The 26,740-nt window shown below is 66.5% G+C and carries 26 protein-coding genes; 22 read left to right on the top strand and 4 right to left on the bottom strand.

Annotated elements, in window-relative coordinates:
- Positions 1 to 222: 222 nt before the first annotated feature.
- Complete coding sequence (locus NRB20_RS36355; RefSeq protein ID WP_153415970.1) at positions 223 to 1,008, top strand: hypothetical protein; 786 nt, start codon at positions 223 to 225, stop codon at positions 1,006 to 1,008.
- Positions 1,009 to 1,020: 12 nt separating this feature from the next.
- Here NRB20_RS36355 and NRB20_RS36350 read toward each other — a convergent pair whose 3' ends face one another.
- Positions 1,021 to 1,374, bottom strand: coding sequence for a hypothetical protein (locus NRB20_RS36350; RefSeq protein WP_153415969.1), 354 nt, complete (start codon positions 1,372 to 1,374; stop codon positions 1,021 to 1,023).
- A gap of 144 nt (positions 1,375 to 1,518) precedes the next feature.
- On the opposite strand from NRB20_RS36350, the gene NRB20_RS36345 reads away from it, so the two are divergent.
- Positions 1,519 to 2,370 carry a hypothetical protein gene (locus NRB20_RS36345; protein ID WP_153415968.1) on the top strand — a complete coding sequence of 284 codons (852 nt, stop codon included), beginning with the start codon at positions 1,519 to 1,521 and terminating at the stop codon, positions 2,368 to 2,370.
- A gap of 75 nt (positions 2,371 to 2,445) precedes the next feature.
- Here NRB20_RS36345 and NRB20_RS36340 read toward each other — a convergent pair whose 3' ends face one another.
- Together NRB20_RS36340 and NRB20_RS36335 are read right to left on the bottom strand one after the other, a co-directional pair.
- Positions 2,446 to 4,122: an acyl-CoA synthetase gene (locus NRB20_RS36340; protein WP_227834215.1), complete on the bottom strand. Its 1,677-nt coding sequence runs from the start codon at positions 4,120 to 4,122 to the stop codon at positions 2,446 to 2,448.
- Between the two features lie 42 nt (positions 4,123 to 4,164).
- Positions 4,165 to 5,661 carry an aldehyde dehydrogenase family protein gene (locus NRB20_RS36335; RefSeq protein WP_153415967.1) on the bottom strand — a complete coding sequence of 499 codons (1,497 nt, stop codon included), beginning with the start codon at positions 5,659 to 5,661 and terminating at the stop codon, positions 4,165 to 4,167.
- Positions 5,662 to 6,018: 357 nt separating this feature from the next.
- On the opposite strand from NRB20_RS36335, the gene NRB20_RS36330 reads away from it, so the two are divergent.
- The 4 genes from NRB20_RS36330 (at position 6,019) to NRB20_RS36315 (ending at position 10,217) form a co-directional block, all read left to right on the top strand.
- The gene (locus NRB20_RS36330; protein ID WP_319945857.1) at positions 6,019 to 6,840 is read left to right on the top strand and encodes a mycofactocin-coupled SDR family oxidoreductase; all 822 of its coding nucleotides are present in this window, start codon (positions 6,019 to 6,021) and stop codon (positions 6,838 to 6,840) included.
- Positions 6,841 to 6,876: 36 nt separating this feature from the next.
- The gene (locus NRB20_RS36325) at positions 6,877 to 8,091 is read left to right on the top strand and encodes an acetyl-CoA C-acetyltransferase (protein WP_153415966.1); all 1,215 of its coding nucleotides are present in this window, start codon (positions 6,877 to 6,879) and stop codon (positions 8,089 to 8,091) included.
- A gap of 30 nt (positions 8,092 to 8,121) precedes the next feature.
- The gene (locus NRB20_RS36320; protein ID WP_153415965.1) at positions 8,122 to 9,312 is read left to right on the top strand and encodes an acyl-CoA dehydrogenase family protein; all 1,191 of its coding nucleotides are present in this window, start codon (positions 8,122 to 8,124) and stop codon (positions 9,310 to 9,312) included.
- Between the two features lie 155 nt (positions 9,313 to 9,467).
- Positions 9,468 to 10,217, top strand: a complete 750-nt coding sequence (locus NRB20_RS36315) for a TetR/AcrR family transcriptional regulator (RefSeq protein WP_153415964.1) — start codon at positions 9,468 to 9,470, stop codon at positions 10,215 to 10,217.
- A 95-nt stretch (positions 10,218 to 10,312) separates the two neighbouring features.
- Here the strand turns inward: NRB20_RS36315 and NRB20_RS36310 are convergent, their stop codons facing one another.
- Positions 10,313 to 10,981 carry a hotdog family protein gene (locus NRB20_RS36310; RefSeq protein WP_153415963.1) on the bottom strand — a complete coding sequence of 223 codons (669 nt, stop codon included), beginning with the start codon at positions 10,979 to 10,981 and terminating at the stop codon, positions 10,313 to 10,315.
- Between the two features lie 104 nt (positions 10,982 to 11,085).
- On the opposite strand from NRB20_RS36310, the gene NRB20_RS36305 reads away from it, so the two are divergent.
- From NRB20_RS36305 to NRB20_RS36230, 16 genes are all read left to right on the top strand, one after another.
- Positions 11,086 to 11,904: an enoyl-CoA hydratase/isomerase family protein gene (locus tag NRB20_RS36305; RefSeq protein ID WP_319945856.1), complete on the top strand. Its 819-nt coding sequence runs from the start codon at positions 11,086 to 11,088 to the stop codon at positions 11,902 to 11,904.
- A gap of 33 nt (positions 11,905 to 11,937) precedes the next feature.
- Complete coding sequence (locus tag NRB20_RS36300) at positions 11,938 to 12,768, top strand: enoyl-CoA hydratase/isomerase family protein (RefSeq protein WP_153415962.1); 831 nt, start codon at positions 11,938 to 11,940, stop codon at positions 12,766 to 12,768.
- A gap of 26 nt (positions 12,769 to 12,794) precedes the next feature.
- Complete coding sequence (locus NRB20_RS36295) at positions 12,795 to 14,408, top strand: class I adenylate-forming enzyme family protein (RefSeq protein ID WP_153415961.1); 1,614 nt, start codon at positions 12,795 to 12,797, stop codon at positions 14,406 to 14,408.
- Positions 14,401 to 15,972 carry a class I adenylate-forming enzyme family protein gene (locus NRB20_RS36290; protein WP_153415960.1) on the top strand — a complete coding sequence of 524 codons (1,572 nt, stop codon included), beginning with the start codon at positions 14,401 to 14,403 and terminating at the stop codon, positions 15,970 to 15,972. The genes NRB20_RS36295 and NRB20_RS36290 overlap by 8 nt, the downstream gene beginning before the upstream one ends.
- A gap of 106 nt (positions 15,973 to 16,078) precedes the next feature.
- Positions 16,079 to 16,846: an MlaE family ABC transporter permease gene (locus tag NRB20_RS36285; protein WP_153415959.1), complete on the top strand. Its 768-nt coding sequence runs from the start codon at positions 16,079 to 16,081 to the stop codon at positions 16,844 to 16,846.
- Between the two features lie 6 nt (positions 16,847 to 16,852).
- Positions 16,853 to 17,704 carry an ABC transporter permease gene (locus tag NRB20_RS36280; protein WP_153415958.1) on the top strand — a complete coding sequence of 284 codons (852 nt, stop codon included), beginning with the start codon at positions 16,853 to 16,855 and terminating at the stop codon, positions 17,702 to 17,704.
- Positions 17,705 to 17,713: 9 nt separating this feature from the next.
- Positions 17,714 to 18,880, top strand: coding sequence for an MCE family protein (locus tag NRB20_RS36275; RefSeq protein WP_153415957.1), 1,167 nt, complete (start codon positions 17,714 to 17,716; stop codon positions 18,878 to 18,880).
- Positions 18,877 to 19,899 carry an MCE family protein gene (locus NRB20_RS36270; RefSeq protein ID WP_153415956.1) on the top strand — a complete coding sequence of 341 codons (1,023 nt, stop codon included), beginning with the start codon at positions 18,877 to 18,879 and terminating at the stop codon, positions 19,897 to 19,899. Before NRB20_RS36275 ends, NRB20_RS36270 begins: the two co-directional genes overlap by 4 nt.
- Positions 19,896 to 20,921: an MCE family protein gene (locus NRB20_RS36265; protein ID WP_153415955.1), complete on the top strand. Its 1,026-nt coding sequence runs from the start codon at positions 19,896 to 19,898 to the stop codon at positions 20,919 to 20,921. Before NRB20_RS36270 ends, NRB20_RS36265 begins: the two co-directional genes overlap by 4 nt.
- Complete coding sequence (locus NRB20_RS36260; protein ID WP_153415954.1) at positions 20,918 to 22,147, top strand: MCE family protein; 1,230 nt, start codon at positions 20,918 to 20,920, stop codon at positions 22,145 to 22,147. Before NRB20_RS36265 ends, NRB20_RS36260 begins: the two co-directional genes overlap by 4 nt.
- Before the next feature lie 32 nt (positions 22,148 to 22,179).
- Positions 22,180 to 23,205: an MCE family protein gene (locus tag NRB20_RS36255; RefSeq protein WP_227834214.1), complete on the top strand. Its 1,026-nt coding sequence runs from the start codon at positions 22,180 to 22,182 to the stop codon at positions 23,203 to 23,205.
- Entirely contained in the window at positions 23,202 to 24,602 is a 1,401-nt protein-coding gene (locus NRB20_RS36250) for an MCE family protein (RefSeq protein WP_153415952.1), read from the top strand. Before NRB20_RS36255 ends, NRB20_RS36250 begins: the two co-directional genes overlap by 4 nt.
- Positions 24,569 to 25,306, top strand: coding sequence for a hypothetical protein (locus NRB20_RS36245; protein ID WP_153415951.1), 738 nt, complete (start codon positions 24,569 to 24,571; stop codon positions 25,304 to 25,306). The genes NRB20_RS36250 and NRB20_RS36245 overlap by 34 nt, the downstream gene beginning before the upstream one ends.
- Complete coding sequence (locus tag NRB20_RS36240; protein WP_153415950.1) at positions 25,303 to 25,791, top strand: hypothetical protein; 489 nt, start codon at positions 25,303 to 25,305, stop codon at positions 25,789 to 25,791. Before NRB20_RS36245 ends, NRB20_RS36240 begins: the two co-directional genes overlap by 4 nt.
- Positions 25,788 to 26,432: a TetR/AcrR family transcriptional regulator gene (locus tag NRB20_RS36235; protein ID WP_319945855.1), complete on the top strand. Its 645-nt coding sequence runs from the start codon at positions 25,788 to 25,790 to the stop codon at positions 26,430 to 26,432. The genes NRB20_RS36240 and NRB20_RS36235 overlap by 4 nt, the downstream gene beginning before the upstream one ends.
- Positions 26,433 to 26,556: 124 nt before the next feature.
- A complete protein-coding gene (locus NRB20_RS36230) occupies positions 26,557 to 26,715 on the top strand; it encodes a Rieske (2Fe-2S) protein (protein ID WP_153415949.1) in 159 nt (52 codons plus the stop codon).
- Positions 26,716 to 26,740: the final 25 nt, after the last annotated feature.

Below are 26,740 nucleotides of genomic sequence, written 5' to 3'. Positions count from 1 at the left end.
CACGCATCCGCAACGCTTCCTGCTGACCGGGAGAGAGCCTGCGCATGTCCACCCTCAGATCATCGACCACCGGACAGGCGTACACGAACACGACCCACACCCGCAAACGTTCAGTTCCGGACCAATACATGCGGGCCGAAGCACCGACACGCTACCATCGAGTGGGATGTCGCTCGGTCCGACCGCACCTGGCAGGGCCGAAATCCTGCATTGGGAGGCACGGTGGGGACCTCGACACGCTGGCCGGGACCGAAGAACGGTGTCTGGCGCGGACCCAATATCGCCTTCGGCAAGGTGGGCAAGCTGTCATCCGGATTAGGTGGCGAGACAGCGCCTTTCGAACCTGCGGTGCGGGTTCCAGCGGCCGAGACGGCCGTCGAGGACAGGCTGCGGCGTGCGATTCTGCAATGCTTGTCCGCACTACGCGATCTCCTCGAGGCCGATCCCGACGCCTACGATCTGATCCCGACCATGGTGCGTACCGGAAACAACCTGCTGGACGTGCTGACGGAAATATCCACGGGCACGGATCTCCTCGCCGACTCGTCCGACGACGCCGACCGCCGTACCCGGTTCGTCCAGGTGTTCACCGAACGTGTCGTCGGTGTCGCCGCTGCACCCGCGGATGCCGTCGCACGCGCAGCGGCCGTCCGATCGGCCCGAAAGCTGTTGCAGAACAGTAATGTTGCCGCCGCGATCGACCGCGGCGCGCAGGTCCCTCTCCCCGACGACCTGTTCTGCGCGATCTACGAACTCTTCCTGAAAAGTATGCTCACCGAGTTCATCGCCGGAATCGCGGCGGCCAAACTCAATCTCGCACTGCCATTTCTGTATCTCATCGATCCCGGCGGCAAGATCGCGGAGTGGATCGCGGACGGGGTCACCGAGCACATCCTGGATCCATGCGCCGAGCGCGGCGACTCGGACGATATCTCACTCGCCGACCTGGGCCGCGACCTGCTCGAGGAGAACGTGCGAAGGGTTTTGGGCCTGCCGATCGAGTCGTAAGGGGATGCCATGTCACGGCGCGAGTTCCGTTATCACTTCACCGATATGAACACCGCGTTCCCACCCCATGCCGATGACAGCTGGATTCGACTGTCGGACAGGGATTTCCGGAATGATCCGACAAGGCAGGCGGACGAGAGCGGGGTCGACGACGAGCACATCTGGGCGCAGGATTTCTGGCGCATCGCCCGCGCGGTATACCTCGCCGATCGACGATCGGCCCGGGACTCGACCGACGACAACTGGACCAGAACAATCCGGCTGTCGGTCCAGGTGTACGAGCCCTGTCGTTGGAAAGCGCAGTCCGACCGCCTCGAGAGCCTGCTGGAACTGTTGACCGGAGATCGGTGGGAGATCCTCATCCACGGGGGAATCACCTCGATTTCCATCACTCCCAACCTCGTCGATCACCCGCCGACATCTGTCGTATTGTTCTCCGGCGGACTGGATTCGACGGCATACGCCGCATACCGTGCCGCGCGGCTGGGCGACTCCGAGCGAATTCGGTTCGTGGCCTTCGATACCACGGTCAAGAAACCTCAGCAGAGCATTTTCACGAGCCTCACGCATCTCGTGCCGAGGCAGCGCTCGCTGCGCGAGCGCATGGTTCTGGCCCCGACGCGACTGCTGCCGACCGGAAACCTGGACTCCACCAACCGTTCTCGCAGCCTCACCTACATCGCCGCCGCGATCCGCACCGCCGCCCGGGAAAATGTGTCCGACGTCGTGGTACCGGAGAACGGACAACTCGCCATCAACCCACCACTGACACCCGGTCGACGCGCGGCCTGCTCCACTCGCTCGGTGCACCCATGGATCATCGGCACCGTCAATCGCCTGATCGCCGACGTGGGCGGTTCCGTCAGGGTGCGCAATCCACTGCTGTCGGCCACCAAGGGCGAAGTCTGTCGGTGCGCGCTCGACTCGGGACTCGCTCCCGAGACATTGCTGCAAACCGTGAGCTGTGGTCGGCCGACCACGGCGCGCTGGGACAGCGGTCGCACCTATTTCAACTGCGGCATCTGCTTCCCGTGTCTGGTCCGGCGTTCCGGGCTGCATGCCGCACTCGGCGGTTACGATGACTCCGGCTACGCGCACACCCTCTCCTCGATCGATCTCACCGATATGAGCGAGCAGGGCCGCAAAAACGCTTCACACCTGCGTGATCTGATCCGCTGGATCGACGCGCCGTTCACGGTCGACGACCTCCTGGCCGACACCCCTTACCCGCCGACGACATCGCCCCAGTCGGTGATGCCGGTCCTCGAGCGCGGCCGCGGCGAGCTCGGCACGATGTTGACGGACCTCGTTCCCGACCTTTATCCGGTACGCCGTCCCCTTCTCGAACTGCATCGCCGATGATCACCGTGCGGAGCGGCCCGATCGGGTTGCAGTGCGGGCCTGGCGATACGACCTCGATCGAAGTGTGGTGTGCGGTCACTCCGCGGCGAGGGCCTGCTCGCGGGCCCAGCGGTAGTCCGCTTTTCCAGCTGGGCTGCGGGTGATTTCGGGGCGGAAGCGGAATTGTTTCGGGAGTTTGTATCTGGCAATGGATTTCGCGGCATGGGCGATCAGGTCTTCGGGGGTGGGTGTGGCGCCTTCGGCGGGGGCGACCACGGCGACCACCTCTTGGCCCCAGCGTTCGCTGGGGCGCCCGACCACGACGACGTCGGCGACCGAGGGGTGGGAGGACAGGGCAACTTCCACTTCCTCCACGAAGATCTTCTCGCCGCCGGAGTTGACCGTGACGGCGTCGCGGCCGAGCAGCTCGATGGTGCCGTCGGGGAGGTGGCGGGCTCGATCTCCCGGCAGGACATAGCGTTTGCCGTCGATGATCGGGAAGGTGGTGGCGGTTTTGGCGGGGTCGTCCTTGTAGCCGAGGGGGGTGAAGCGGCGTTGGGCGAGCCAGCCGATGCCGGTGTGGCCCGGAGGCAGGACGGTGGTGAAATCCGCTGCTACGACGCAGGTGTCGACTCCGGCGGCGAAGGTTCCGGTGGAGACGAATCCGGCCGCGGAGACGTGATGCATCTGGGCTCCGGTTTCCGAGGCGCCGACCGCGTCGAAGACGACCAGTCCGGGGACGGCGTCGATCCAGCGCTGTTTGAGCGCGGGGCTCAGCACCGCGCCGCCGTTGGCCAGCGCGACCAGGCAGGATACGTCGGCCGCACCGGATTCGATGGCCGTGAGCAGCGGTCGCGCCACCGCGTCGCCGACAACGATCACCACCGACACCCGCTCGCGTTCGATGGTCCGCACGACCTCCCGGGCGTCGATGTGATCGGTGATCGACGCGAATACGATGGTCTGCCCGGTGGTCATCGCGGTGAACACCGCCCACTGCGCCGCGCCGTGGATCAGCGGCGGCAGAATCATCAGTGTCGCACCGGGATTCGCGGCGGCGCGCTCGGCGACCTCGGCGGGCGACTGCACCACCGAGCCGGTGTTGTTGTCCCGGCCGCCACAGGCCGCCATGAAGATGTCGTGCTGTCGCCACAGCACACCCTTGGGCATTCCGGTGGTGCCGCCGGTGTAGAGCACGTAGAGGTCGTCGGGTGAGGGGTCGGGCAGCAGTGGATCGGGCGGGGTCTCGGCGATGATCGTCTCGTAATCGACTGCACCGTCGAGCAATTCGTGCCCGGAGTGATCGGCGATCTGAATGAGCACCCGCAGTCGCGGCAGATCCGGGAGCACTTCGGCGAGCCGGGGCGCGAAGGCCGCGTGATAGATCAGGGCCGTCGCGCCGGAATCGGTGAGCAGATAGTGCAATTCGTTCTCGACGTAGCGATAGTTCACGTTGAACGGCGCCACCCGCGCCCGGAACGAGCCGATCAACCCTTCGACGAACTCGTTGCCGTTGTATGCGTAGATACCGAGCAGATCCTGTCCGACCTCGTGACCGGCGAGATCGGATCGCTCTGTGTGACAACCCAATCCGCGACCGCGCAGATACGTCGCGAGCCGCCGCGAACGCTCGGCGATCTGCGCGTAGGAGAAGCGACGCTCGCCCTGCACCACGAGTTTCCGGTCCGGGAGCGTCGCCGCGGCGGCGTCGGCGGCCGCGACCAGGGTGAGTTGCCTTGTCGGCGTGGTTGATTCGATATCGGAGCCGGACAAGATGCCTCCTTCGATCGGCTACCGCGAGCGGACGCGGGACCGCTAGTGCACACTGCGTTCCCGACGACGGGCCGTGGCCAGACGCCGCCGGGTCCGCCCCCGCGCGACGCGCAGGGCCAGATCGACCACCGTGCGCACCGGCCGCCCGAACGGCGGCGCGGCCAGCGCGGTGACCACGAACGGCAGATCGGTCCCGACCACCGTCCGGTAATGCGTGAAGGTGTCGAACCCGGCCTTACCCCGGTAGGCACCCATACCACTGCTCCCCACCCCGCCGAAGGGCGCGTCCTCGGGAAACATGTTCAGCGCGAAGTCGTTTCGTGACACACCACCACTGCGGACACGTCGCGTGAACGACCGGAACTCGCGCCCATCGGGCCCGTACCAGTAGGCGACCAACGGCGTCGGCACGGCATGCAATCGGCTCACGACGTCATCGACGCGCGCATACGGGCGCAGCACCAGCACCGGCCCGAAGATCTCCTCCACCGCGATCGGCATCTCATCGGTGACATCACGAACGATGGTCGGAGCAACCTTGCGCGACAACGGATCCGGCAATATCTCACCGGGCGGCACGACCTGCTCGACTCGCGCACCCCGCGCCCGCGCATCCTCGATCAGCCCGACCACTCGCTCGTAGTTGGCCCGATCCACACACGCGGTGTAATCCTCCGAACCGACCACCGCCGGAAACAGCGCACCGAAGGCAGCCCGCACAGCGTCGGCGAACGCATCGATCCGGTCTTCGGGCACGTACACACAGTCCGGGCTCACACATACCTGCCCACCATTGACCATGCGCGCCCGCGCAATTCGCGCCGCCGCCACCTCGATATCGGCATCCGGAGCCACCACGACGGGGTTCTTCCCGCCGAGTTCCAATGTCACCGGAACGAGATTCGCCGCCGCCGCGCGCTGCACCAACCGCCCCACCCGGGTCGATCCGGTGAAGAACAGGTGATCGAAGGGCAGTGCGGCGAATTCGGCCGCGACATCCGGGCCGCCGGTGATCACCGCCAACTCGCCCTGTGAGAAGTAGGAGGGAGCCAGCGACCGCGTGAGTTCCGCTGTGCGCGAGGTGATCTCGGACATCTTGAGCATCACCCGGTTACCCGCCGCGAAGGCCGCGGCAGCGGGCACGATCACCAGTTGCAACGGAAAATTCCACGGCCCGATGATCCCGACCACGCCCAGCGGCGTCGGCCGCACCTGTGCCCGGATGCCGTACAGCCGCGCGCTCGGCTTCGGGTTGCGCGGCCGCATCCACCGCTCGACGTGCGAACGGGTGTGCTCGATGGTCGTGAGCATGCCCATGATCTCGGCGAACAGGATGCCGGTGCGCGATCGCGTGCCGAAATCCGTTGCCAGCGCGTCGACATAGTCGTCGAGATTGTCCAGGACCATGGCCAGCAGCCGATCGATCCGATGCCGCCGCACCGCCGCCGAGGGTGGGCCGTCCCGCAGGAACTCCGCGCGTTGCAGCTCCAGAACTTCTTGCGCCGCAACATGGTTCGCCATGAGAGTGTCGCCGTTCATACCTGTCGCGCCTCCCCGCGCGACGCCATCGGGCCTACCTCCACGAAACCGATGATCCGCGACATCCGCGCACTCCTCACTGGTCTTCGTCCGGCGAGCGACACGGACGGCGAAGCCTGACAGTGGATCTTCCAGTAAGACAAACTGTAACATCGAACACGACCGTCCCGCGGGGAGATCCGCTCGAATCCGTGGACCGTCGACGCCCTACCGAACAAATACCGTCGCGCATACGCTGTAAACCGTCCGCATTCCGGTCCGGACCGTTCCGATCCGCAATTACGTGGGCGGCGCGCTCCGGCCCGAGCCAAAACGGGTCCCGATCCAGGTCGCGACCAGAGAACAGCAGGAGGACATGTGACCGGCCGATTGAACGACAGGGTTGCCTTCATCACCGGAGCCGCGCGCGGACAGGGACGCGCGCACGCGGTGCGGCTGGCGAGCGAGGGCGCCGACATCATCGCGGTCGACCTGGCCGGTCCGCTGCCCCCGGCGGTGCCGTACGACTCCGCGACGCCGGACGATCTGGCCGAAACCGCCCGTCTGGTCGAGCAGACCGGCCGCCGCGTCGTCACCGCGCAGGTCGACACCCGTGATCTGGACGGCCTGCGCAAGGCGGTGCAGGAGGGCGTGGAGACCTTCGGCAGGCTCGACGCCATTGTCGCCAATGCCGGCATCTGCGTCCCCGAGACGTGGGACGAGATCACCCCGGAGTCCTTCCGCGACGTGATGGACATCAATGTCACCGGGACGTGGAACACCGTGCTCGCGGGCGCGCAGCAGATCATCGACGGCGGCCGCGGCGGATCCATCGTGCTGATCAGCTCGGCGGCCGGAATCAAGTTGCAGCCCTTCATGGTTCACTACACGGCCAGCAAGCACGCGCTGGTCGGCATGGCCCGTGGGTTGGCCGCCGAATTCGGCAAGCACTCCATCCGCGTCAACAGCGTGCATCCCGGGGCGGTCAACACACCCATGGGCACCGGCGACATGGTCAACGCGCTGGGTCGCGTCTTCGCGACGCAACCGCAACTGGCGCAGATGAATTCGCCGTTCCTACCCGAGGGCATCGCCGATCCGGAGGATATCGCCGCGACGGTGGCCTGGTTGGTGAGCGACGACGCGCGCTTCGTCACCGCGGCACAGGTCGCGGTCGATCTCGGGTCCACCCAGTACTGATCTGAAGTCGAATTCCCTTGTCCAGGAGATAATTCCATGCGTGAAGCAGTGATCTGCGAACCGGTCCGCACACCCGTCGGACGGTACGGCGGGGTATTCCGCACACTCAGCGCGGTCGACCTCGGCGTCACCGCCCTGCGCGGGCTGCTCGAGCGCACCGGCATCGATCCGGATCTGATCGATGACGTGGTGCTCGGTCACTGCTATCCCACCAGCGAGGCGCCTGCCATCGGCCGGGTGGTCGCGCTGAACTCCGGACTGCCGATCACGGTCGGCGGGATGCAGATCGACAGGCGGTGCGGCTCCGGCCTGCAAGCGGTCATCCAGGCCGCACTACAGGTCGCCAGCGGCGCCTGCGAGGTCGTCGTGGCCGGTGGGGTGGAGAGCATGAGCAATGCCGTGTTCTACTCCCCCGATATGCGCTGGGGCGCGGGGCGCGACGGCATCCGGATGTTCGACGGACTGGCGCGCGGCCGCGAAACCGCGGGCGGACGGCATCATCCGGTGCCCGGCGGGATGTTGGAGACCGCCGAGAATCTGCGGCGCGCCTACGAAATCCCCAGGGAGGAACAGGATCTGCTCGCGCTGCGCTCGCATCGGCGCGCGGTCGAGGCCGCGCGTTCGGGGGCCAGCGCCGAGCAGATCATCCCGACCGAGGTGCCCGTCCGGCGCGGGACGCCCGTCGTGGTCGACACCGATGAGCATCCCCGGGCGGACACCACGCTCGAGACGCTCGCCGCGCTGAAACCCGTTCGCGCGCAAATAGATCCGGAATCGACTGTGACGGCGGGCAACTCCAGCGGCCAGAACGACGCTGCCGCAATGTGTCTGGTGACCACGCGGGAGACTGCCGAACGTCTGGGCCTCACACCACTGGTCACGTTGAAGTCGTGGGCGGTGGCGGGTGTACGGCCCGATGTGATGGGTATCGGCCCGGTGCCCGCAACCGAGAAGGCTTTGCGCACAGCAGATCTCACTCTGAGTGACATGGGGCTGATCGAGCTGAACGAGGCATTCGCCGCCCAGGCACTCGCGGTGCTGCGGGAATGGAAGTTCGGCGAGGACGATATCGAACGCGTCAACGTGCACGGCTCGGGCATCTCGCTGGGCCATCCCGTCGGCGCGACCGGCGTGCGGATGCTGGCCACCCTCGCCCGCGAAATGCACCGGCGCGACGTCCGATACGGCCTCGAGACCATGTGCATCGGCGGCGGGCAGGGGCTCGCGGCGATCTTCGAACGCGTCGCCTGAGCCGCCACCCACAACACCGAACGGATATCCATGAAACTCGCCCGCACGCACGGACTTACCGAGACGCAGACCGAAATCCTCGCCGCCGTCCACGATTTCGTCGAGAAGCAGATCATCCCGGCCGCGCCGGAACTCGAACGCAACGACACCTACCCGCAGGCCATCGTGGATCAGATGGCGGAGATGGGGTTGTTCGGCCTGACGATACCGCAGGAGTACGGCGGCATCGGCGAATCGCTGCTCACCTACGCGCTGTGCGTGGAGGAGCTCGCGCGCGGGTGGATGAGCGTGTCCGGGGTTATCAACACCCACTTCATCGTCGCCTACCTGCTCAATCAGCACGGCACCGCAGAGCAGAAGCGGAAGTTCCTGCCGCGCATGGCAACCGGTGAGGTACGCGGCGCGTTCTCGATGTCCGAACCCGAACTCGGCTCGGATGTGGCGGCCATCCGCACGCGCGCGGTGCGGGACTCCGCGGGCGACTACCGTATCACCGGGCGCAAGATGTGGCTGACCAACGGTTCGACCGCGAATCTCGTTGCCGTGCTGGTCCGCACGGACGAGGGTCGCGAACGTCCGCACGACAATCTCACCGCGTTCCTGATCGAGAAACCCACCGGCCTCGGCGAGATCGCTCCCGGCCTGACCATCCCCGGCCGCATCCACAAGATGGGGTACAAGGGCATCGACACCACCGAGCTGCTGCTGGACGACTATGCCGCACCGGCGGATTCGGTTCTCGGCGGGCAGTCCGGTCGCGGGTTCAAGCAGATGATGGACGGCATCGAGGTCGGCCGGGTGAACGTGGCCGCCCGCGCCTGCGGAATCGCGTTGCGCGCCTTCGAACTCGGCGCGCGCTACGCCCAACAGCGTTCGGCCTTCGGCAAACCCATCGTCGATCACCAGGCCATCGGCTTCTCACTCGCCGAGATGGCCACGAAAGTCGAAGCGGCACATCTGATGATGGTCAATGCCGCGCGGCTCAAGGATTCCGGTGAACGCAACGACGTCGCGGCCGGGATGGCGAAATACCTGGCCAGCGAGTTCTGCAACGAGGTCACCCAGGCCAGCTTCCGCATTCACGGCGGTTACGGTTATTCCACCGAGTACGAGATCGAGCGGCTCATGCGCGAGGCGCCGTTCATGCTGATCGGCGAGGGCACCAGCGAGATCCAGAAACGCATCATCGGCAACGGGGTGCTGCGCGATTACCGACTGTGAGGATCGGGGTTCAACCAGCGGCGATGCTTCTGCGACGCACCGACGGGATGGCCAGCTGTATGATTTACGGTTAGGTGTACTATGAACGTTCCGCCGCGTCCCGTGGCGGAACTTGCCGACACGGCGTCAATCGATTCACGGAGGTGGTCGCGACCATGGCGAAGCGGGCAGCCGCACCGAAACGGCCGCGACGCGAGCGCGGGTCGCTCAATCCCGAGGACATCATCGACGGCGCTTTCGAACTGGCCGAACAGGTTTCGCTCGACAACCTGAGCATGCCGATGCTGGGTAAGCACCTCGACGTCGGAGTGACCAGCATCTACTGGTACTTCCGCAAGAAGGACGACCTGCTCAATGCCATGACCGATCGTGCGCTGCACCACTATTCGAGATTCGCGAGCCCGTTCGTGGAGGCCGGGGACTGGCGTGCATCGCTGCGTCGCCACGCCCGCACGATGCGAAAGACCTTCCTGCGCAATCCGATCCTGTGCGATCTGATCCTCATCCGATCCGCGCTCAGCCCCGCCGCCGCACAGCTGGGCGCGCAGGAGACCGAACAGGTCATCGCCAATCTGATGACCGCCGGGCTGACCCTCGAGGACGCGGTCGACACCTACTCCGCGATCCAACTGCACGTCCGGGGAACCGTTGTGCTGCAACGCCTCTACGACAAGAACAAGGAATCCGACGCCGAGGCCAGCGCCTACTACGAGCACCTCACCATCTCCCCCGACACCACCCCCCTGCTCGCCGCCGCCAGCGCCGAGGGCCGCCACAACGGCGCTCCCGACGACCACAACTTCGAATACGGCCTCGACCGCATCCTCGAACACGCGGACCGGCTGATCGACTCGGCGAATTCACCAGCTGCACAACGCACTTCCCGGACAGCGGCAGCCGAGTAGCCGCGGCTGCCATCTGCCCGAGTCAAAACCTGTGGCGGCTCCAACATGGTTCGTCGCCAGGAGTGCACAACGACGGCGCGCAATGCTTCGGCCGATCAGGTTGCGTTGCCGTTCCGCGCGGCATGCTGCGCCCCCGGTAGAGCGGTCGGGGTAGCGGCCACCGCGCTGACCGTAGCCGAGCAGTGCACTACGTCATCGAGTAGCAGGCGGGCCGTGGACTCGATATCTCGCTGACCCACTGTGCGTTTCACGTCGAAGCGCAGATCGGTGAGCAGGGGTGTGGGGCGGCGGTAGGTGAGGGTCAAGGTCCTGGTCTTTCCGGCTCGGTCGGTGGCGCAGTTCTGTTGTTGGACAACGCAATCGAAGAACAGGGCGAGGAATCCGCCGTGAACCAGGCCGGGCGGGCCCTCATAGGCGAGGGGGAAGTGCACGCGACCGTAGGCATGGTGCGGGTCGATGTGTTCGAAGCGGTATTCGGGGAAGCACGGATTGTAGTCGCCGACATCGAAGGCGTGATCCAGGTAGATCCGCTGGTCGGGAGTGGCGTTCGTGCCGATGCGCGGGGTCGGGTCCGGCGGGCCGGCGGCAGTCAGCGCGCGCTCCCATTCCGGGAGCCGGGCAAGCATCTCCTGCACCACTGGATGCGAATGTTCCTGGGACAGCAGTAATCCCGTGAGACGACGCAGGGCCGCGGCCGCTTGCCTGGTCTCTTCCAGCGGTGCGGCACCGAATCGCGCGGGCGGGGTCGCGGAATCGTCGGACATGGCCCCTCTTTCGTCCACGACGGTTGCTTGCTACATTGTGTGAGGTACAACGGTAGCACATACCGTATGTTTGATAGTAAGCCCTCCGAGACTCAGGTGGCGCCGTGCGCGATGATCGTGAATCCACCCGTTCCGGGGCAGTGTCCGTCGATCGCGAGGATGACGTCCTGCATCTGGTGATCGATCGGCCGGAACAGCGAAATTCCGTGAGCAGCAACATGATCGACACTCTCGTCGATACGCTGACGACCGCCGCGTCGGACTCCTCGCTGCGCGCGATCGTGCTGCGCGGCGCGGGCGCCGACTTCTGCTCGGGCGTGGACTGGATGGCGAGCAACGATCCCGACGCACCGCGCCCGCGCACCGGCGATCTGGTGCGGCGCATCCCGCACACCGCGCATCGCGTGATCGAGCTACTGCACACCATCCAGCTGCCCGTAGTGTGCGGCGTGCGGGGCTGGGCGGCCGGGATGGGCTGCAATCTGGCCCTGGCCGCGGATTTCACCGTCGCCGCCGACGACGCGGTGTTCTGGGAACCGTTCGTGGCCCGCGGTTTCAGCCCCGACTCCGGCTCGACCTGGCTGCTACCCAGGCTCATCGGCATCACCCGCGCCAAACGCATGCTGCTGCTCGGCGAACGGGTCACCGCCACCGAGGCCGCCGACTGGGGGCTCATCGACTGCTGCGTTCCCGCCGACGCGCTGGAGGAGACCGTCGACGACCTGGCGCACCGACTCGCCACCGGCCCCACCGTGGCCATCGGCCTGGCCAAGCAGGCGATCGCCTTCGGCCAGCACGCCACCCTCGGCCAATCCCTCAACCAGGAACTGTACGACCTCGAACTGTCCTGCCGCACAAGTGATTTCAAAGAGGGTATGCGAGCGTTCCGGGAACGCCGCGCACCGGAGTTCCACGGCCGTTAGCGAATACGCTCCACCCGAGATCAGGTATCGCCCATGAGCACCGAAATACCGAGCGACACAACGCATCACACCACTTCGGACCGCACGTTCCGGACGATCCGGCTCGACCTGGACCACACCGACCGGGTCGCGACCATCACCCTGAACCGCGCCGAACGCCTCAACGCCTTCGACCGAACCATGTGCGAGGAAATGGTCCGCGCCTGGCACACCGTGAAGGCAGCGGATTCGATCAACGCGGTGGTGTTGCGCGCGGCGGGCACTCGCGCCTTCAGCGCCGGACTGGACGTCAGCAAGCCCTACGGACAGCCCGAAAGCGTCTGGCACCACGAGGATCCGGGCGAAGCGCTGAGCCCCAAATGGCAGAAGATGTGGAAACCGGTGGTGTGCGCGGTGCAGGGCATGTGCACCGCGGGCGGGTTCTACTTCCTCAACGAGGCCGATGTGGTGATCTGCTCCTCGGACGCCACCTTCTTCGACTCGCACGTCTCCGTCGGCCTGGTCTCGGCCCTCGAGCCGATCGGCCTGCGTCGCCGCATCGGGCTCGGCGAGACGCTGCGAATAGCGTTGCTGGGCAACGATGAACGCGTCAGCGCGGACACCGCCCTGCGCATCGGCCTGGTCTCCGAGATCGTCTCCCCCGACCGACTGTGGACCCGCGCCCACCAGATCGCCGCCACCATCGCGGCCAAACCACCCGCCGCCACCCAGGGCACCGTCAAGGCGATCTGGGAATCCCTGGACAAGCCCTATCGTGCCGCCCTCGACCAAGGTCTGATCTACACCCGCCTCGGAAATCCCCTGGGCACAGCACAATTGGCCGCCGACGGTGGCCCCTCTCACCCTGATCCCTGGATCCGCTGATGAGTAGGCACGCCGAGGAGACCGACATGTCAGCACAGATCCCGGAATTCACTCCGAGCGATTCGAGCACCGCGGCGAATCCCCTCACGCTCGGCACCGTTGTGAGCGAGCAGGCGCGACGGCAGCCTGATAAGACTTTGCTGGTCTGCGATGCCGAACGTCTGAGTTACGTTGAGGCAGAGCAATATTCGGCGCATCTGGCTCGCGCGCTGATCACATTGGACGTCGGCAAGGGCACACACGTAGGGCTGCTGTATCCGAATGGCGTCGAATTCGTGATAGCAGCGCTGGCCGCCGCCCGAATAGGCGCGGTGGTGGTCCCGTTCTCGACCTTCTCGACCACCCGTGAGATGCGAGAACAGCTGATACACAGCGATATCGAAGTACTCCTGGGCACATCCTCCTATCGTTCGCACGACTACGCGCAACGTCTCCGCGAAATCATTTCCGCTGCGACACTGGATGATTCCGGACGCCTGTTCTGTCCGGCCGTACCACAGTTGCGGCACATCATCCTCGACGGCCGCACGACCGCCGAGGATGCACCACACAACGTATCCGAAGAACTACTGGCCGCCACCCAGGACGACGTAGACGGCTCCGACCCCCTGACCATCGTCTACACCTCCGGATCCACCAGCGCGCCAAAGGGTGTCGTACACACGCACACGGCCCTGCTCGAACACCAACGCAACCTCAACGAGATCCGCGCCCTGACCCCCGACGACGTCCTGTTCTGCAACTCCCCCTTCTTCTGGATAGGCGGCTTCGCCTACGGCCTCCTCGCGACACTCGTCGCAGGCGCAACCCTGGTCTGCTCCAACGCCACCGACCCGGGCAAAACCCTCGATCTCCTCGAATCCGAAAAGCCCACTGTCACCAATGGTTTCGCCGCAGGCATCGCCCACCTGGCCCAACACCCAAGCTTCGCGGACCGCGACCTGTCCAGCATGCGACGCGGCAATCTCTACCCGATCATGCCCGCCGAACTACGCCCGGGCGATCCCGAACTACGCCACAACATGCTCGGCATGACCGAGGCCGGAAGCGTCGTACTTCTCAGCGGCGACGAGTCCGATCAACCCGAGCACCGACGCGGTTCCTACGGCAGACCCGCACCCGGATTCGAGACGATGATCCTCGAAACAGACACCGGCACAATCCTTCCCCCAGGCGAGACCGGCGAACTGTGCCTACGCGGCCCCTACCTCATGGAGGGCTATTACAAGCGCACCCGCGAGGAGTGCTTCGATCCCGACGGCTGGTTCCACACCGGCGATCTGGCCCGCGTCGACGCCGACGGATTCGTCTACTTCCTGGGCCGCAGCGGCGCGATGATCAAAACTGCGGGCGCGAACGTGGCCCCCGCCGAGGTCGAACGCGCGATCAACGGAATCACCGGCACCGCAGTACATGTCGTCGGCCTGCCACATCCCACCCGCGGCCAGACCGTGGCCGCGGTCCTCGTACTCGATGATCCGACGACATTCGACGGGTCGGCCCTGCGCGAAAAGCTCCGCGCGGAACTCTCGGCCTACAAGATCCCGACCCGGTTCGCCGCAGTGCGCGCGGCGGAAATTCCCTTGCTGTCCAGCGGCAAAGTGGATCTGCGGCAATTACGTAAGGTGTTCGATGACTGAACAGACCGCCGAGCGGGCACCGTCCACCATGGATCAACTCATCCGCGCGCAGGCAGCAGAACGGCCCGAGACACCGATGGTGATAGACCCACTCTCCCGGCTCACCTATCGCGAATTACACACCACCACAAGAGACTTGGCCGCCCTCCTGCTAGACGTCGGTATCGGCAAAGGCATCCGAGTCGGCCTGCTGGCCCCGAACAGCACCGACTGGGTCCGAATCGCACTGGCACTCACCAGAATCGGCGCGGTCCTCGTCCCCCTGAGCACCCTGCTGCGCCTACCGGAACTGCGCACCCAACTCCGTGTCGCCTCGGTACAACACCTCATCACCGTCGAGGAGTTCCGAGGCCGCCACTACCTGGCCGATCTCGGCCTGACAGCGAACACCCCTGCCCAGCAAGCAGATCCGAACCTCCCCGCCCTACGTCGCGTACACACCGTCGGACACCTGACAACCACACCCCCGACGCCGCACGCCGCAGCCACCGTCGACGCCCTCACCGAAACCGTGACCGCCGCAGACCCCTTGGCCATCATGTTCACCTCCGGCAGCCGCGGCCTCCCCAAAGCCGTAATCCATTCACACGGAAACGCTTTCGGCGCAGTCCGCTCGGGCCTCGAGAGCCGCTGCATCGACCACACCACACGCCTGTACCTCCCGATGCCGTTCTTCTGGGTAGGCGGCTTCGGCGGCGGCATCCTGTCCGCGCTGCTGGCCGGAGCCACCCTCGTCACCGAGGCCATCCCCGATCCGAAAACCACCCTGAAACTGCTGCGAGACGAAAAGGTCACCCTGTTCCGCGGTTGGCCGGATCAAGCGGAATCCCTTGCCCGACAGGCGAATGAACTCGGCATCAGCGTCCCGACCCTACGCCCGGGCAGCCTGGAGGCCCTCCTACCCGAGCACCTGCGCGCCCACCCCGGAGCCCGCGCGAACCTCTTCGGCATGACCGAATCCTTCGGCCCGTACAGCGGTTTCCGCGCCGACACCGATATGCCCCGCACCGCCTGGGGCAGCTGCGGCCGCCCCTTCGACGGTACGGAAGTCCGCATCGCCGACCCCGTCGACGGCCACCCCGTCCCGCCGGGTTCGGTGGGCATGATCCAGTTGCGCGGCCCGAATACGTTGCGCGGCATGTGCAGACGCCGCCGCACCGACCTGTTCACCGTCGACGGCTTCTACCCCACCGGCGATCTGGGCCATCTCGACGACTGCGGATTCCTGCACCACCACGGCAGATCCGACGACATGTTCAAGGTCAGCGGCGCAACGGTCTACCCCACCGAGGTCGAACGCGCCCTGCGCACCCTGCCCGGCGTCGCCGCCGCGTTCGTCACCAATATCCCGGGCGCACAAGGTGATCGGGTCGCCGCGGCCGTGGTGTGCGACACCGGCACGACAGCCGACGCACTCCGCACGGCCGCCCGTGAGATCCTCAGCTCGTTCAAGATACCGACGGTCTGGCGACTGCTCGACACCGATGACGCCATCCCGCGCGGCACCACCGGCAAGGTCGATATCCACGGCCTCCGCAATCTTCTGGAAACCGGTTCCCGATGACCCGATCAAATGTATAGTTGGTCACACTGTAACTGCAATAGTTACCCATTCGGTCAACTCGGCACCGGCGTCGCACGCAGCATCCGAGCAGTCCGCTGGAGGTTCGATGACACTGGAACGACTGAATGCTCCCGTTCGAGAAGTAGGCCAGTTCTTCGCCATGGTCGCCGATGTCGGCCGTGGCCTGGTGACCACCCGGTTCCGATTCAGCGAATTCGTCGAACAGGGCTGGCTGCTGGCGCGGGTATCACTGCTGCCGACGGTCCTGGTCGCGGTCCCGTTCACCGTCCTGGTCAGCTTCACGCTCAATATCCTGCTGCGCGAGATCGGCGCGGCCACCATGAGCGGCGCGGGCGCGGCATTCGGCGCGGTCACCCAGGTCGGCCCGATGGTCACGGTGCTGATCGTCGCGGGCGCGGGCGCGACGGCCATGTGCGCGGATCTGGGTTCGCGGGTGATCCGCGAGGAGATCGACGCCATGCGCGTGCTGGGTATCGATCCCATTGTGCGCCTGGTGATTCCGCGCGTCGTCGCCTCGACCATGGTCGCGGTGCTACTCAACGGCCTGGTCTGCGCGATCGGCATCGCGGGCGGTTTCGCGTTCTCCGTGCAGTTGCAGGGCGTGAACCCGGGCGCGTTCGCCTCGGGCATCACCCTGCTGACCGGCGCGACCGAACTGGGCATCTCCGCGGTCAAGGCACTGTTGTTCGGCATGATCGCAGGGCTCGTCGCGTGCTATCGCGGCCTGTCGGTCACCGGCGGCCCGAAGAGCGTCGGCCAGGCGGTGAACGAGACCGTGGTCTACGCGTTCATCGCGTTGTTCGTGGTCAATACCGTGGTCACCGCGGTCGGCATCCGGATCTCGGGGAAGTGAGCGCCGATGCATATCGCCGAGACCGGAAAGTTCACCGCCACCCGGCGGCGGCTACAGCGCTGGAACGACGCCGTCGATTCGGTCGGCCTGCGAATCCTGTTCTACGGCAAGACCATTGCCCACATTCCCGGCGCGGTCATCAGACATCCGGCCGAAACTCTGCGCCTGGTCGCCGAAATCAGCATGGGCAGTGGCGCTTTGGCGATGATCGGCGGCACCGCCGCGATCGTGGGATTCATGACGCTGGCCACCGGCAGCACCATCGCCATCCAGGGTTTCAGCTCGCTGGGCAGTATCGGCATCGAGGCGCTGTCGGGATTCCTGTCCGCCTTCATCAACGTCCGCATCGCCGCCCCGGTGATCGCCGGAATCGGCCTGTCCGCCACGCTCGGCGGCGGCGCGACCGCGCAGATCGGAGCCATGCGGATCGCCGAGGAGATCGACGCGCTGGAATCCATGGCCATCCGGCCGATTCCGTATGTGGTGAGCACCCGGGTCGCGGCGGGAATGGTCACCATCATCCCGCTGTACTCGCTGGCGCTGGCGGCTTCGTTCCTGGCCGGAAAGTTCACCACCGTAGTGCTTTTCGGCCAATCGTCCGGGCTCTACGACCACTACTTCTCGACCTTCCTCAATCCCGTCGACGTGGCGTGGTCATTCATGCAGGCCGTGCTGATCGCGATGCTGGTCATGCTGATCCACACGCATTACGGATTCACCGCGTCGGGCGGCCCGGCCGGGGTCGGCGCGGCGGTCGGGCGCGCGGTGCGGATGTCGCTGATCATGGTCGTCCTGGTCGTCCTGCTGGTTTCGCTGGCGCTGTACGGCGGCAACGGCAATTTCCACCTGTCCGGTTAGGGGGACCCGATGCGTATGCTGCGGTGGGCGAAGCCGAAATCCGCTGTGCTGGCGTTGATTCTGGCGGCGATCGCGATCGTGTGGTTCGTGCTGGGCAGTTATCAGCAGCGTTTCCAGGACTGGGCGACGGTGACGCTGATCGCCGATCGCGCCGGTCTGGTCATGGATCGCGGCGCACGCGTCACCATGACCGGCGTCGAGGTCGGCGAGGTGACCGCGATCGACTATCACGCCGATCGCGCCCGGCTGACCTTGCGGCTGCACCGCGCGGCGCTGAACTCGATCCCGGCCGACGTCACCGCGGCCATCACCTCCAACACCGTCTTCGGCGCGAAATTCGTCAGCCTCACCGCCCCCGCCGACCCCGCGCCGGCCCGGCTCACCGCGGGCGCGACCATCGACATCACCCGTGTCACAGTCGAATTGAACACGGTCTTCGAAGAACTGACCACGCTGCTGCGCGCGGTGGACCCCGCCCAACTCGACGCCACCCTCGGCGCCCTGTCCACCGCGCTGCGTGATCGCGGCGACCGGCTCGGCACCGCGCTGGATCGCGCGTCGGGCGTGCTGGCGGAACTGAACGCGGCGAATCCGGGCATCGGCGAGTTGCTGCGCGCGGCCGCGCCGACGAGCCGGCTGTACGGCGATGTGACACCGGATCTCATGCGCACCCTGACCGCGCTGACCACCACGAGCTACTCCGTCGTCGAGCAACAACGTCAACTGACCCAGACCCTGTCGAGCGCGACGACGCTGGCGAACTCCGGATCGAATCTGTTGCAGCACAACGGCTCCGCGCTGGCGAACGTCCTGCGCCTGACCGCCCCGACGAGCGCGCTGCTCGGCCTCTACGCACCCGAGATCCCCTGCCTGTTCCAGGGCATCACCGCCGAGAACAAGACCAATCCGGCCGCCTACACCGGACAGCCGGGCATCAAGATGTTCGCCGGGCTCGTGCCGGGAGTGAGTCCGTATCAGTACCCGAAGGATCTGCCCAAGGTGAACGCGACCGGCGGACCGCACTGCCTCGGTCTGCCCTACACCGATCCGGTGGTCAACGTCCCGTACGTGGTCACCGACACCGGGGTGAATCCGTTCGATCCGTCCCGGCAGGGGGTCGGGCTGCGCGTCACCGATCCGCTCTCCTACCTGTTCGGCCTGGGCGGCAAACGATGAAGAACCCCTCTCTCGCAGTGAAACTCGGCATCTTCGTGCTGGTGATGCTGGCGGTGAACGGCGCCATGGTGCTGGTGTTCACCCAGGTCGATTCCGGGAACGCGCGCACCTATCACGCGGTGTTCGCCGACGCGTCCGGCATGCATCCGGGTGCGAAGGTGCGCATCGCGGGCGTACCGGTCGGCTCGGTCCGGGCGGTCCGCTACGGCGCGGATCACCGCGCCCACGTCGATTTCACGATCGATAGCGGCGACCGGCCGACCACGACCACCCGGGCGGCGATCCGCTACGAGGACCTGGTCGGGAACCGCTATCTCGAACTGCAACGCGGAACCAGCGCCACACCGCTGCCCCCGGGCGCGACCATCGCGCCACCGAACACCGCGCCCGCCCTGGATCTGGACGCGCTGCTGGGCGGATTCCACCCGCTGCTCCAGGCACTGGATCCCCGGCAGGTCAACGAGTTGTCCATGGCCCTGCTCCAGATCTTCCAGGGCCGCGCGGGGACCATCACCGAGGTGCTCGAGCGCGTCGGCGCGGTGAGTACCACGCTGGCCGACCGGGATCAGGTGATCGGGCGGGTGATCACCAACCTGAACACCGTGCTGGGTGAAATCTCCTCGCGCGGTGATCAATTCGGCAGCACGCTGGACCATCTGCAACAGCTGGTGTCGGGCCTGGCGAGCGATCGCGCACTCATCGGGCGCGCGGTCGGCACCCTCGATCGGGCCACCGAGACCTTCGCCGGACTGCTCACCGACGTCCGCCCGGACCTGGCGGCGACCATCAACGGGATGGACACGGCGCTGACTCCCAGCGTGAATCACATCAACGACCTGGACGGCGTGCTGAACCAGCTGCCCGACGACTACCGCAAGCTGACCCGCACCGGCGCCTACGGCTCGTTCTTCAACTTCTACATGTGCGGCCTGTCGTTCAAACTCACCGGCCCGGACGGCAAACCGACGGTCGTGCAGATGACCGACCAGAAGACCGGAAGGTGCGCACCCCGATCATGAAGCGACTCTCCGCACATCTCGCCGGCCGCGTCGGGCTCGTCGGCATCGTGATCACGGTCGCGATCTGCCTGGTATCCCTGCAATTCGACCGCATACCGCTGCTGAACCCGCCCACTCTGCGTTATGCCGCGATCTTCGACGACGCCAGCGGGCTGCTCGTGGGCGACGACGTCGCGGCGGCCGGGGTGAAGATCGGCTCGGTGACCGCCATCGCCGTGGACCGCGGCCACGCCCGGATCACCTTCAGCGCCGATCCCGCTGTGGCCCTGGGTGATTCGACCGGCGCGGCGATCAAGACCACCTCGCTGCTGGGCAAGCGGGCGATCGAACTCACGCCGTCGGGGAACGGAAGGCTGCGCCCGCACAGCGTGATTCCGTTGGAGCGCACCCGATCCGGATACACGCTGCCGAATATTCTCAACCAGGCCACCAGCTCGCTGCGCGACATCGATCTGGGACAACTGACCCGGGCGCTGGACAGCGCCTCGGACGTGCTCACCGCCGCCGCGCCGCAGGTAGGGCCCGCGCTGGACGGAATGAAACGTCTGGCCGAGACCGTCAACCAGCGCGATGCCGCGCTGCGCACGCTGCTGGCCGGGGCACAGCAGGTGACCTCGGTGCTTGCCGGTCGCGCGCCACAGGTGAACAAGCTGCTGCTGGACGGCAATTCGCTGCTCGGCGAACTCCAGGTCCGCAGCCAGGCGCTCGGCGGCCTGATCACCGGGATAACCCAACTGTCCCAACAACTCTCAGGGATGGTGCACGAGGACAACGCCGCGCTGACCCCGGCGCTCACCAAACTCGGACAGGTGCTGACCTTGCTGAACAAGAACCGCGACAACATATCCCAATCGATCCAGGGCCTGTCCACCTACATCGGCACCCTCGGCGACGCGGTGGCCAGCGGCCCGTACTTCTACGCGTACATCCAGAACCTGGTGCCCGCGGATTACACTCAGCCCCTGCTCAATACGGTGTTCGGCCTGCCGCCCGCACCCCTGCCCATTCCGCAGGTCAAATGATCACCCGCATCGGGGCCGCGCTCGGTCGGCACTCGAATTCCTCGAAGCCATTCCGGCGCTGGACTATTCGCATCGGCGCGGCAGTGGTGGCGATCGCGCTGCTCGCGACCGGATACCACTTCGCGCAGGACTCCCGGTTCTACACCGTCACAGCGCATTTCCCCGCGACCAACGGCCTGTATCCCGGTGACGAGGTGCGGGTGGTCGGGGTGAAGGTCGGCACCGTGCGCAGTATCGAGACCGACGGCACCGGCCTGACCGTGCGGATGCGGGTGCCGAAGTCGCTGAAACTACCCACCGGCGTGCAGGCCGTGATCATGGCTCAGAGCCTGGTCGCGGCGCGTTTCGTCCAGCTGACCCCGGCATGGACCGGTGGTCCCGACGCCGGGCACGCGGTCGACATTCCGGCCGATCGCACCGCGGTCCCGGTGGAATGGGATCAGGTCGAACAGCAGTTGAACCGGGTCACCACCGCACTCGCGCCCACCTCGACCGACCCCACCGGGCCCGGCGCCAGACTGCTCGGATCCGCCGCCGCAGCACTGCACGGCAACGGAGATACGTTGCGCGCCAGCCTGCAACAGCTCTCCGCGACGATGAACACCCTGTCCGCGGGCAGCGCCGACCTGTTCGGCACCATCCGTAACCTGCAGGCGTTCACCACCGCGCTGGCGGCCAGCGATCAGCAGATCGTGGTGTTCCAGGGACGATTGGCCACGGTCGCCCAGGTGCTCGCGGGCAACCACGACGAACTCTCGACCGCGCTGACCAGCCTGGACGCGGCGATCGGCGATATCCAGTCGTTCGTGACCACGCACCGCGACGGCATCACCACCCAGCTGAAGCAGCTCTCCGATGCGACGGGAGTCCTTGTCTCCCAACGTGATGCACTCGAAACCGTACTGCATCGCGCACCCACCGCACTGTCCAACTACTACAACACCTACAACCCGGGGCAGGGCGCGATCACCGGCGTGCCCGGCTTCCCGAACTTCGGCAACCCGATCAACTTCCTCTGCGGCTCGATCGCCGCGGTCGCGAACGCCACCTCCGCGGAAGGAGCCAAACTGTGCGCGCAGTATCTCGGGCCGCTGCTGAACACGCTGCGGATGAATTACCCTCAGGTCTCGATCAATCCGACCATCGGCACCGGCGCGGGACCCGGTCAGCTCGTGTACAGCCCGCCGTCGCTGAAACACCTGCTGCTGCCGGGACAACCGGGCTGAACCTGCTGCTGCGGTATCGCCGGCCGCTCGCGTTGGCGTGTGGAATCACGTTGTGCGCCATGCTTTCCGGATGTCAGTGGACCGGCTTGAACTCACTGCCGCTGCCCGGCGCCAAGGGCCACGGACCCGGCAGCTTTCACGTCACCATCGAGATGCCCGACGTCACCACCATCACCCCGAACTCGCCGGTCATGGTGCGCGATGTGGAGGTCGGCTCGATCACGGCGATCACCACACAGGACTGGCACGCCAAAGTGACCGTCACCCTGGACCCCGGCACCGCGCTACCGGCCAACGCGACCGCGAAGATCGGCCAGACCAGCCTGCTCGGCGCGACCCACATCGAACTCACCGCACCGCCCGACCCGCAGGGCAGACTGACCGAAGGCAGCGTGATCCCCCTGCGACGCGCGGGCGACTACCCGACCACCGAGCAGACCCTCGCGGCCCTGTCCCTGGTGCTCAACGACGGCGGCCTGGGCAACCTACAGACCATCGTGTCCGAGGCGAACAAAGCCCTTGCCGGACATCAGGATTCGATCGGCAAGGTGATCGACCAGATGAATTCGCTGCTGGGCGAGCTGAATTCGCAACGCGACGACATCACCTCCACACTGGACGGCCTGGACCGCTTCTCCACCGCGGCGGCGAAGGACAACGACACGATAGGCAAGGCCCTCACGGCCATCGCACCCGCCGTCGACGTGCTGAATCAGCAGCGCGGCAACCTCACCACCGCCCTGGACGCGCTGACCCGCTTCGGCGCGGCCGGCACCGCACTGGTCCAGCAGACCCGGGGCGACCTGAGCAAGAACCTCGCCGGGCTGGTGCCGTTGCTACAGAAGATCGCCGAGGCCGGTGACGATCTGGTCGACAACGTCCATCAGCTCGCCACCTTCCCGTTCCCGCCGGTGGCCGTTCGGAACGGGATTCGCGGCGACTACATGAACCTGTGGGCCGAGGCGGATCTGACGCTGCCGCGGTTGCAGCAGGGGCTGCTGTTCGGGACGCCGTACGCCGCGCCCACGCCCGCGCCGCCGCCGGGAGGACAGCGATGAAGATCTCCAAAGCCGTTCGCGCGCAACTGATCATCTTCGCTCTCGTCGCGGTCGTGTCCACGGCCTTCACCGGCATCTACTACCTGCGGATTCCGGCGGCGCTGTCCATCGGGCGGTATCGGGTGATCGTCGATCTGCCGCGCGCGGGCGGGCTGTACCACAACGCCAATGTCACCTACGACGGTCGCACCATCGGCCGGGTCGCCTCGGTCGATCTGGGACCGTCCGGGGTGAGCGCGACGTTGTCGATCATCGACTCCGCCAGAGTGCCAACCGATCTCGTGGCCCGGGTGCGCTCGATGTCGGCGATCGGTGAACAGTACGTCGATCTGCAACCGGCGGTGAATCACGGCCCGTATCTGCACGACGGATCGATCATCGGGGCCGATCGGGTGCGGGTCGCGGACGAGATCGGGCCGATTCTGGACCGCACCCGCACCATTCTGACCAGTCTCCCGCCGGACACCCTGCATTCGGTCCTGGACGAGGCCGCGCGCGGAATGGGTGGGGAGGGAACGGATCTGGCGAACATGCTGGACTCCACCACGAATTTCGTGAACGCCCTCGCCGCGAACGGCGACGCCCTGATCGCCCTGGTGCGACAGCTCACCCCGCTGCTGAATACCCAGCTGGTGAGCAGTGCCGAAATTCGTTCCTGGACAATGGATCTAGCGAATATCACCGAACAACTCCGGACCGCCGATCCGGCCGTGCGCGATATCCTCCAGCAGAGTCCGGCGGTCGCCGATCAGGCCGACCAGCTGTTCGAGCAGCTGTCCCCCACGCTGCCGCTGCTGCTGACCAATCTGACCATGGCCGGACAGGTCGCGCTGACCTACAACCCGGCGATCGAGCAGGTCCTGGTGCTGTTGCCGCCGTTGATCGCCGCGGAGAACACCGCCGGTAAACGCGGAGTTCCCGACGGTGGTGTGAATGTCATCTTCTCGGTGGAGGTTCAGGACCCGGCGGCGTGCACCACCGGCTACCTGCCCGCGAGTCAGTGGCGGCTGCCCACCGATGACAGCTCGCCCGTCACACCCAGCAATCTGTACTGCAATGTGCCGCAGAACTCGCCGTTCGCGGTGCGCGGTATGCGTAACCTGCCGTGCCTGAACAATCCCGGGGCGCGCGCGGCCAGTCCCCAGGAGTGCCTGCACGGCGCGCGGCCGCCCAGCGGCGACAACGGGCCCTACGAAACCGGACCGACACCCGCTGCCGCACCGCCGAATCCGCCGTCCACGAACGCCGCACCGGCCGCGGCCCGCTTGCTGCCCGGCACACCCATGTACCTCACTCCGGACGGCACCGCCTACCGGCACATCGAGATAACCCCGAATTCGCAACCAGCCCACCAGGACCCGGCATGGACACAGCTGTTGACAGCCCCGATTCCCTGACCCGCGCCGCGGCATCGACCACGGCCCTGGCGACCCCACCGCGCCGCCGCAAGGCGACCCGGCCGACCGGACCGCCGAGCCGCGCGGCCGATCCGCCGGACGCCGAGGATCCACCCGATGCCGAAGGGGATTCCGGCACAACGGATTCCGAGGACCTCGCTACCGCGCGGCCACGCCGGTTCTCTCGCCGGGAAGGATTGCGGCGCAGGGCTTTTCGTGCCGCCATCGCAGTCCTGGCCGTTCTCGCGTTGGCCGCCGCGGCCGTCGTCGCCGGACTGGCATTGCGTGATCACCAGCGTGCCCGCGCCGCCGACGCCCACCGCGCCGCGGTCGTGGACACCGCCCGACGCGGCATCACCGCACTGATCAATATCAGCGGCAACCGAGCCGACGCCGATTTCGCCAGACTGAGCGACCTGACCACCGCCCCCTTCGCCAACGAGTTGCACAGCCAGTCAACAAATTACGTGCAGGCCGTCCGCGACGCCGCGGTGCAATCCACCGGACAGGTCATCGCGGCGGGTCCGGCCGCACCGGACGCCGACGTTCCCGCCGACGGCCCCGACACGGTCATCGTCGCCGCCGACGCGCAGGTCACCAATACCCAGACCCATCAGCAGGAACGCCGCTCGTACCGGTTCACCGTGACCGTCAAGCAGGTCGGCGGCGTCCTGAAGGTTTCCGATGTGGAGTTCGTACCGTGACGCGAAAAGTATTGCGCCTGCGCCTCATTCCCCTGATCTCCGCGCTGATCGTGGCACTGGCGGTGACCGCCGTACTGCTCGTGCGCGCCAATCAGCGCGAGGCCGCCACCGACGCCGCGCGCCGCGACGCCCCGGCCGCCGCCCGCGACACCGTGTCCCGGATGCTCAGCTACACCGCCACCTCCGCCGACAAGGATCTCGCGAACGTCCCCGGCCTCACCGGCTCGTTCCAGAGCGCCTACCACGACCTGGTGACCCGCACGATCATCCCGGTGGCGAAGGACAAGGGCGTCAGCACGCGGGCGCGCGTGGTGTCCACCGGCGTACTCACCGCCGCGCCCGACCGGGTGACCCTGCTGATGTACATCGACCAGGTGACGGTCAGCACCGCCGTGCCCGCGCCGACGACCAGTTCGAGCCGGGTGAGCGTAACCGCCGAAAAACACGACGGCCACTGGCTCATCGGTGATATGACGCCCCTGTGACGACCACTCCCGACACCCCCGTCGAGCCGGATCCCCGGGTCCTGCGGTCGCGCGGCAGGCTGCTCGACGCCGCCGCCGCGCTGCTCACCTCGGGCGGTATCGACGCGGTGACGATCGAGGCGGTGACGCGCGCATCCAAGGTCGCGCGCACGACCCTGTACCGCCAGTTCGGCGGGCTCATGCAGTTGCGCGCCGCGACCCTGGAACGATTCCTGGTGCCGCAGGCGGAGATTCCCGAATCCGTTGGCACACTGCGGGATCGGCTCGTGGAACTGGTGAGCCGACAGGCCACGCTCATCGATGACGCCCCGCTGCACATCGCGACGCTGACCTGGATGGCGACCGCCAATCCCGCTGCGCCCGAGGGCGGTACGGAGGCGACGGCGTTGCGGCGGCGGTTGGTCGAGCACTATCGGCGGCCGTTCGACGAGTTGTTCGCCGGGGCCGAGGCGCGCGCGATACTCGGCGACTGCGAGGTCGACCAGGCGGTCGCGCAATTGATCGGGCCCGCGATCTTCCTGCGGCTGGCCAGTCTGGGTCGCACCACGCGCGCCGATTGCGCTCGCGTCGTGGACGATTTCCTCGCCGCGCGGGCTGTCCGTCATGCGACGCACCCGGGCGACCTTCCTCCGACTACCTGATCCATCCGAACACCCAGCCGCCGAGATCATTTCTAATCCGGAACAACATACTGTCGCATTAACAGTAATATTCGCGGTAACATATCGGGGAGCGACCACAGCCACGCCGAGAGGACCGCCGCCGATGACCGCCGAGAACACCCCGGCCGACAATCCGCCGATGTCGCGCGCACAGCAGCTGCGCGCGATGGTCACCGTGATCAGATCCGGCGGCCTGAAACCGATGGCCCGCTACGCGCTGACCCAGTTGTGGTCCTCGGTGCGCACCTCCCTGCGCCGCTGAATCCGCGACCATTCGAGAAGAGGAA

The organism is Nocardia macrotermitis, assembly GCF_009604405.1.
GTDB classification, from domain to species: Bacteria; Actinomycetota; Actinomycetes; order Mycobacteriales; family Mycobacteriaceae; genus Nocardia; species Nocardia macrotermitis.
This window is presented reverse-complemented; position numbering and strand designations above follow the sequence as displayed.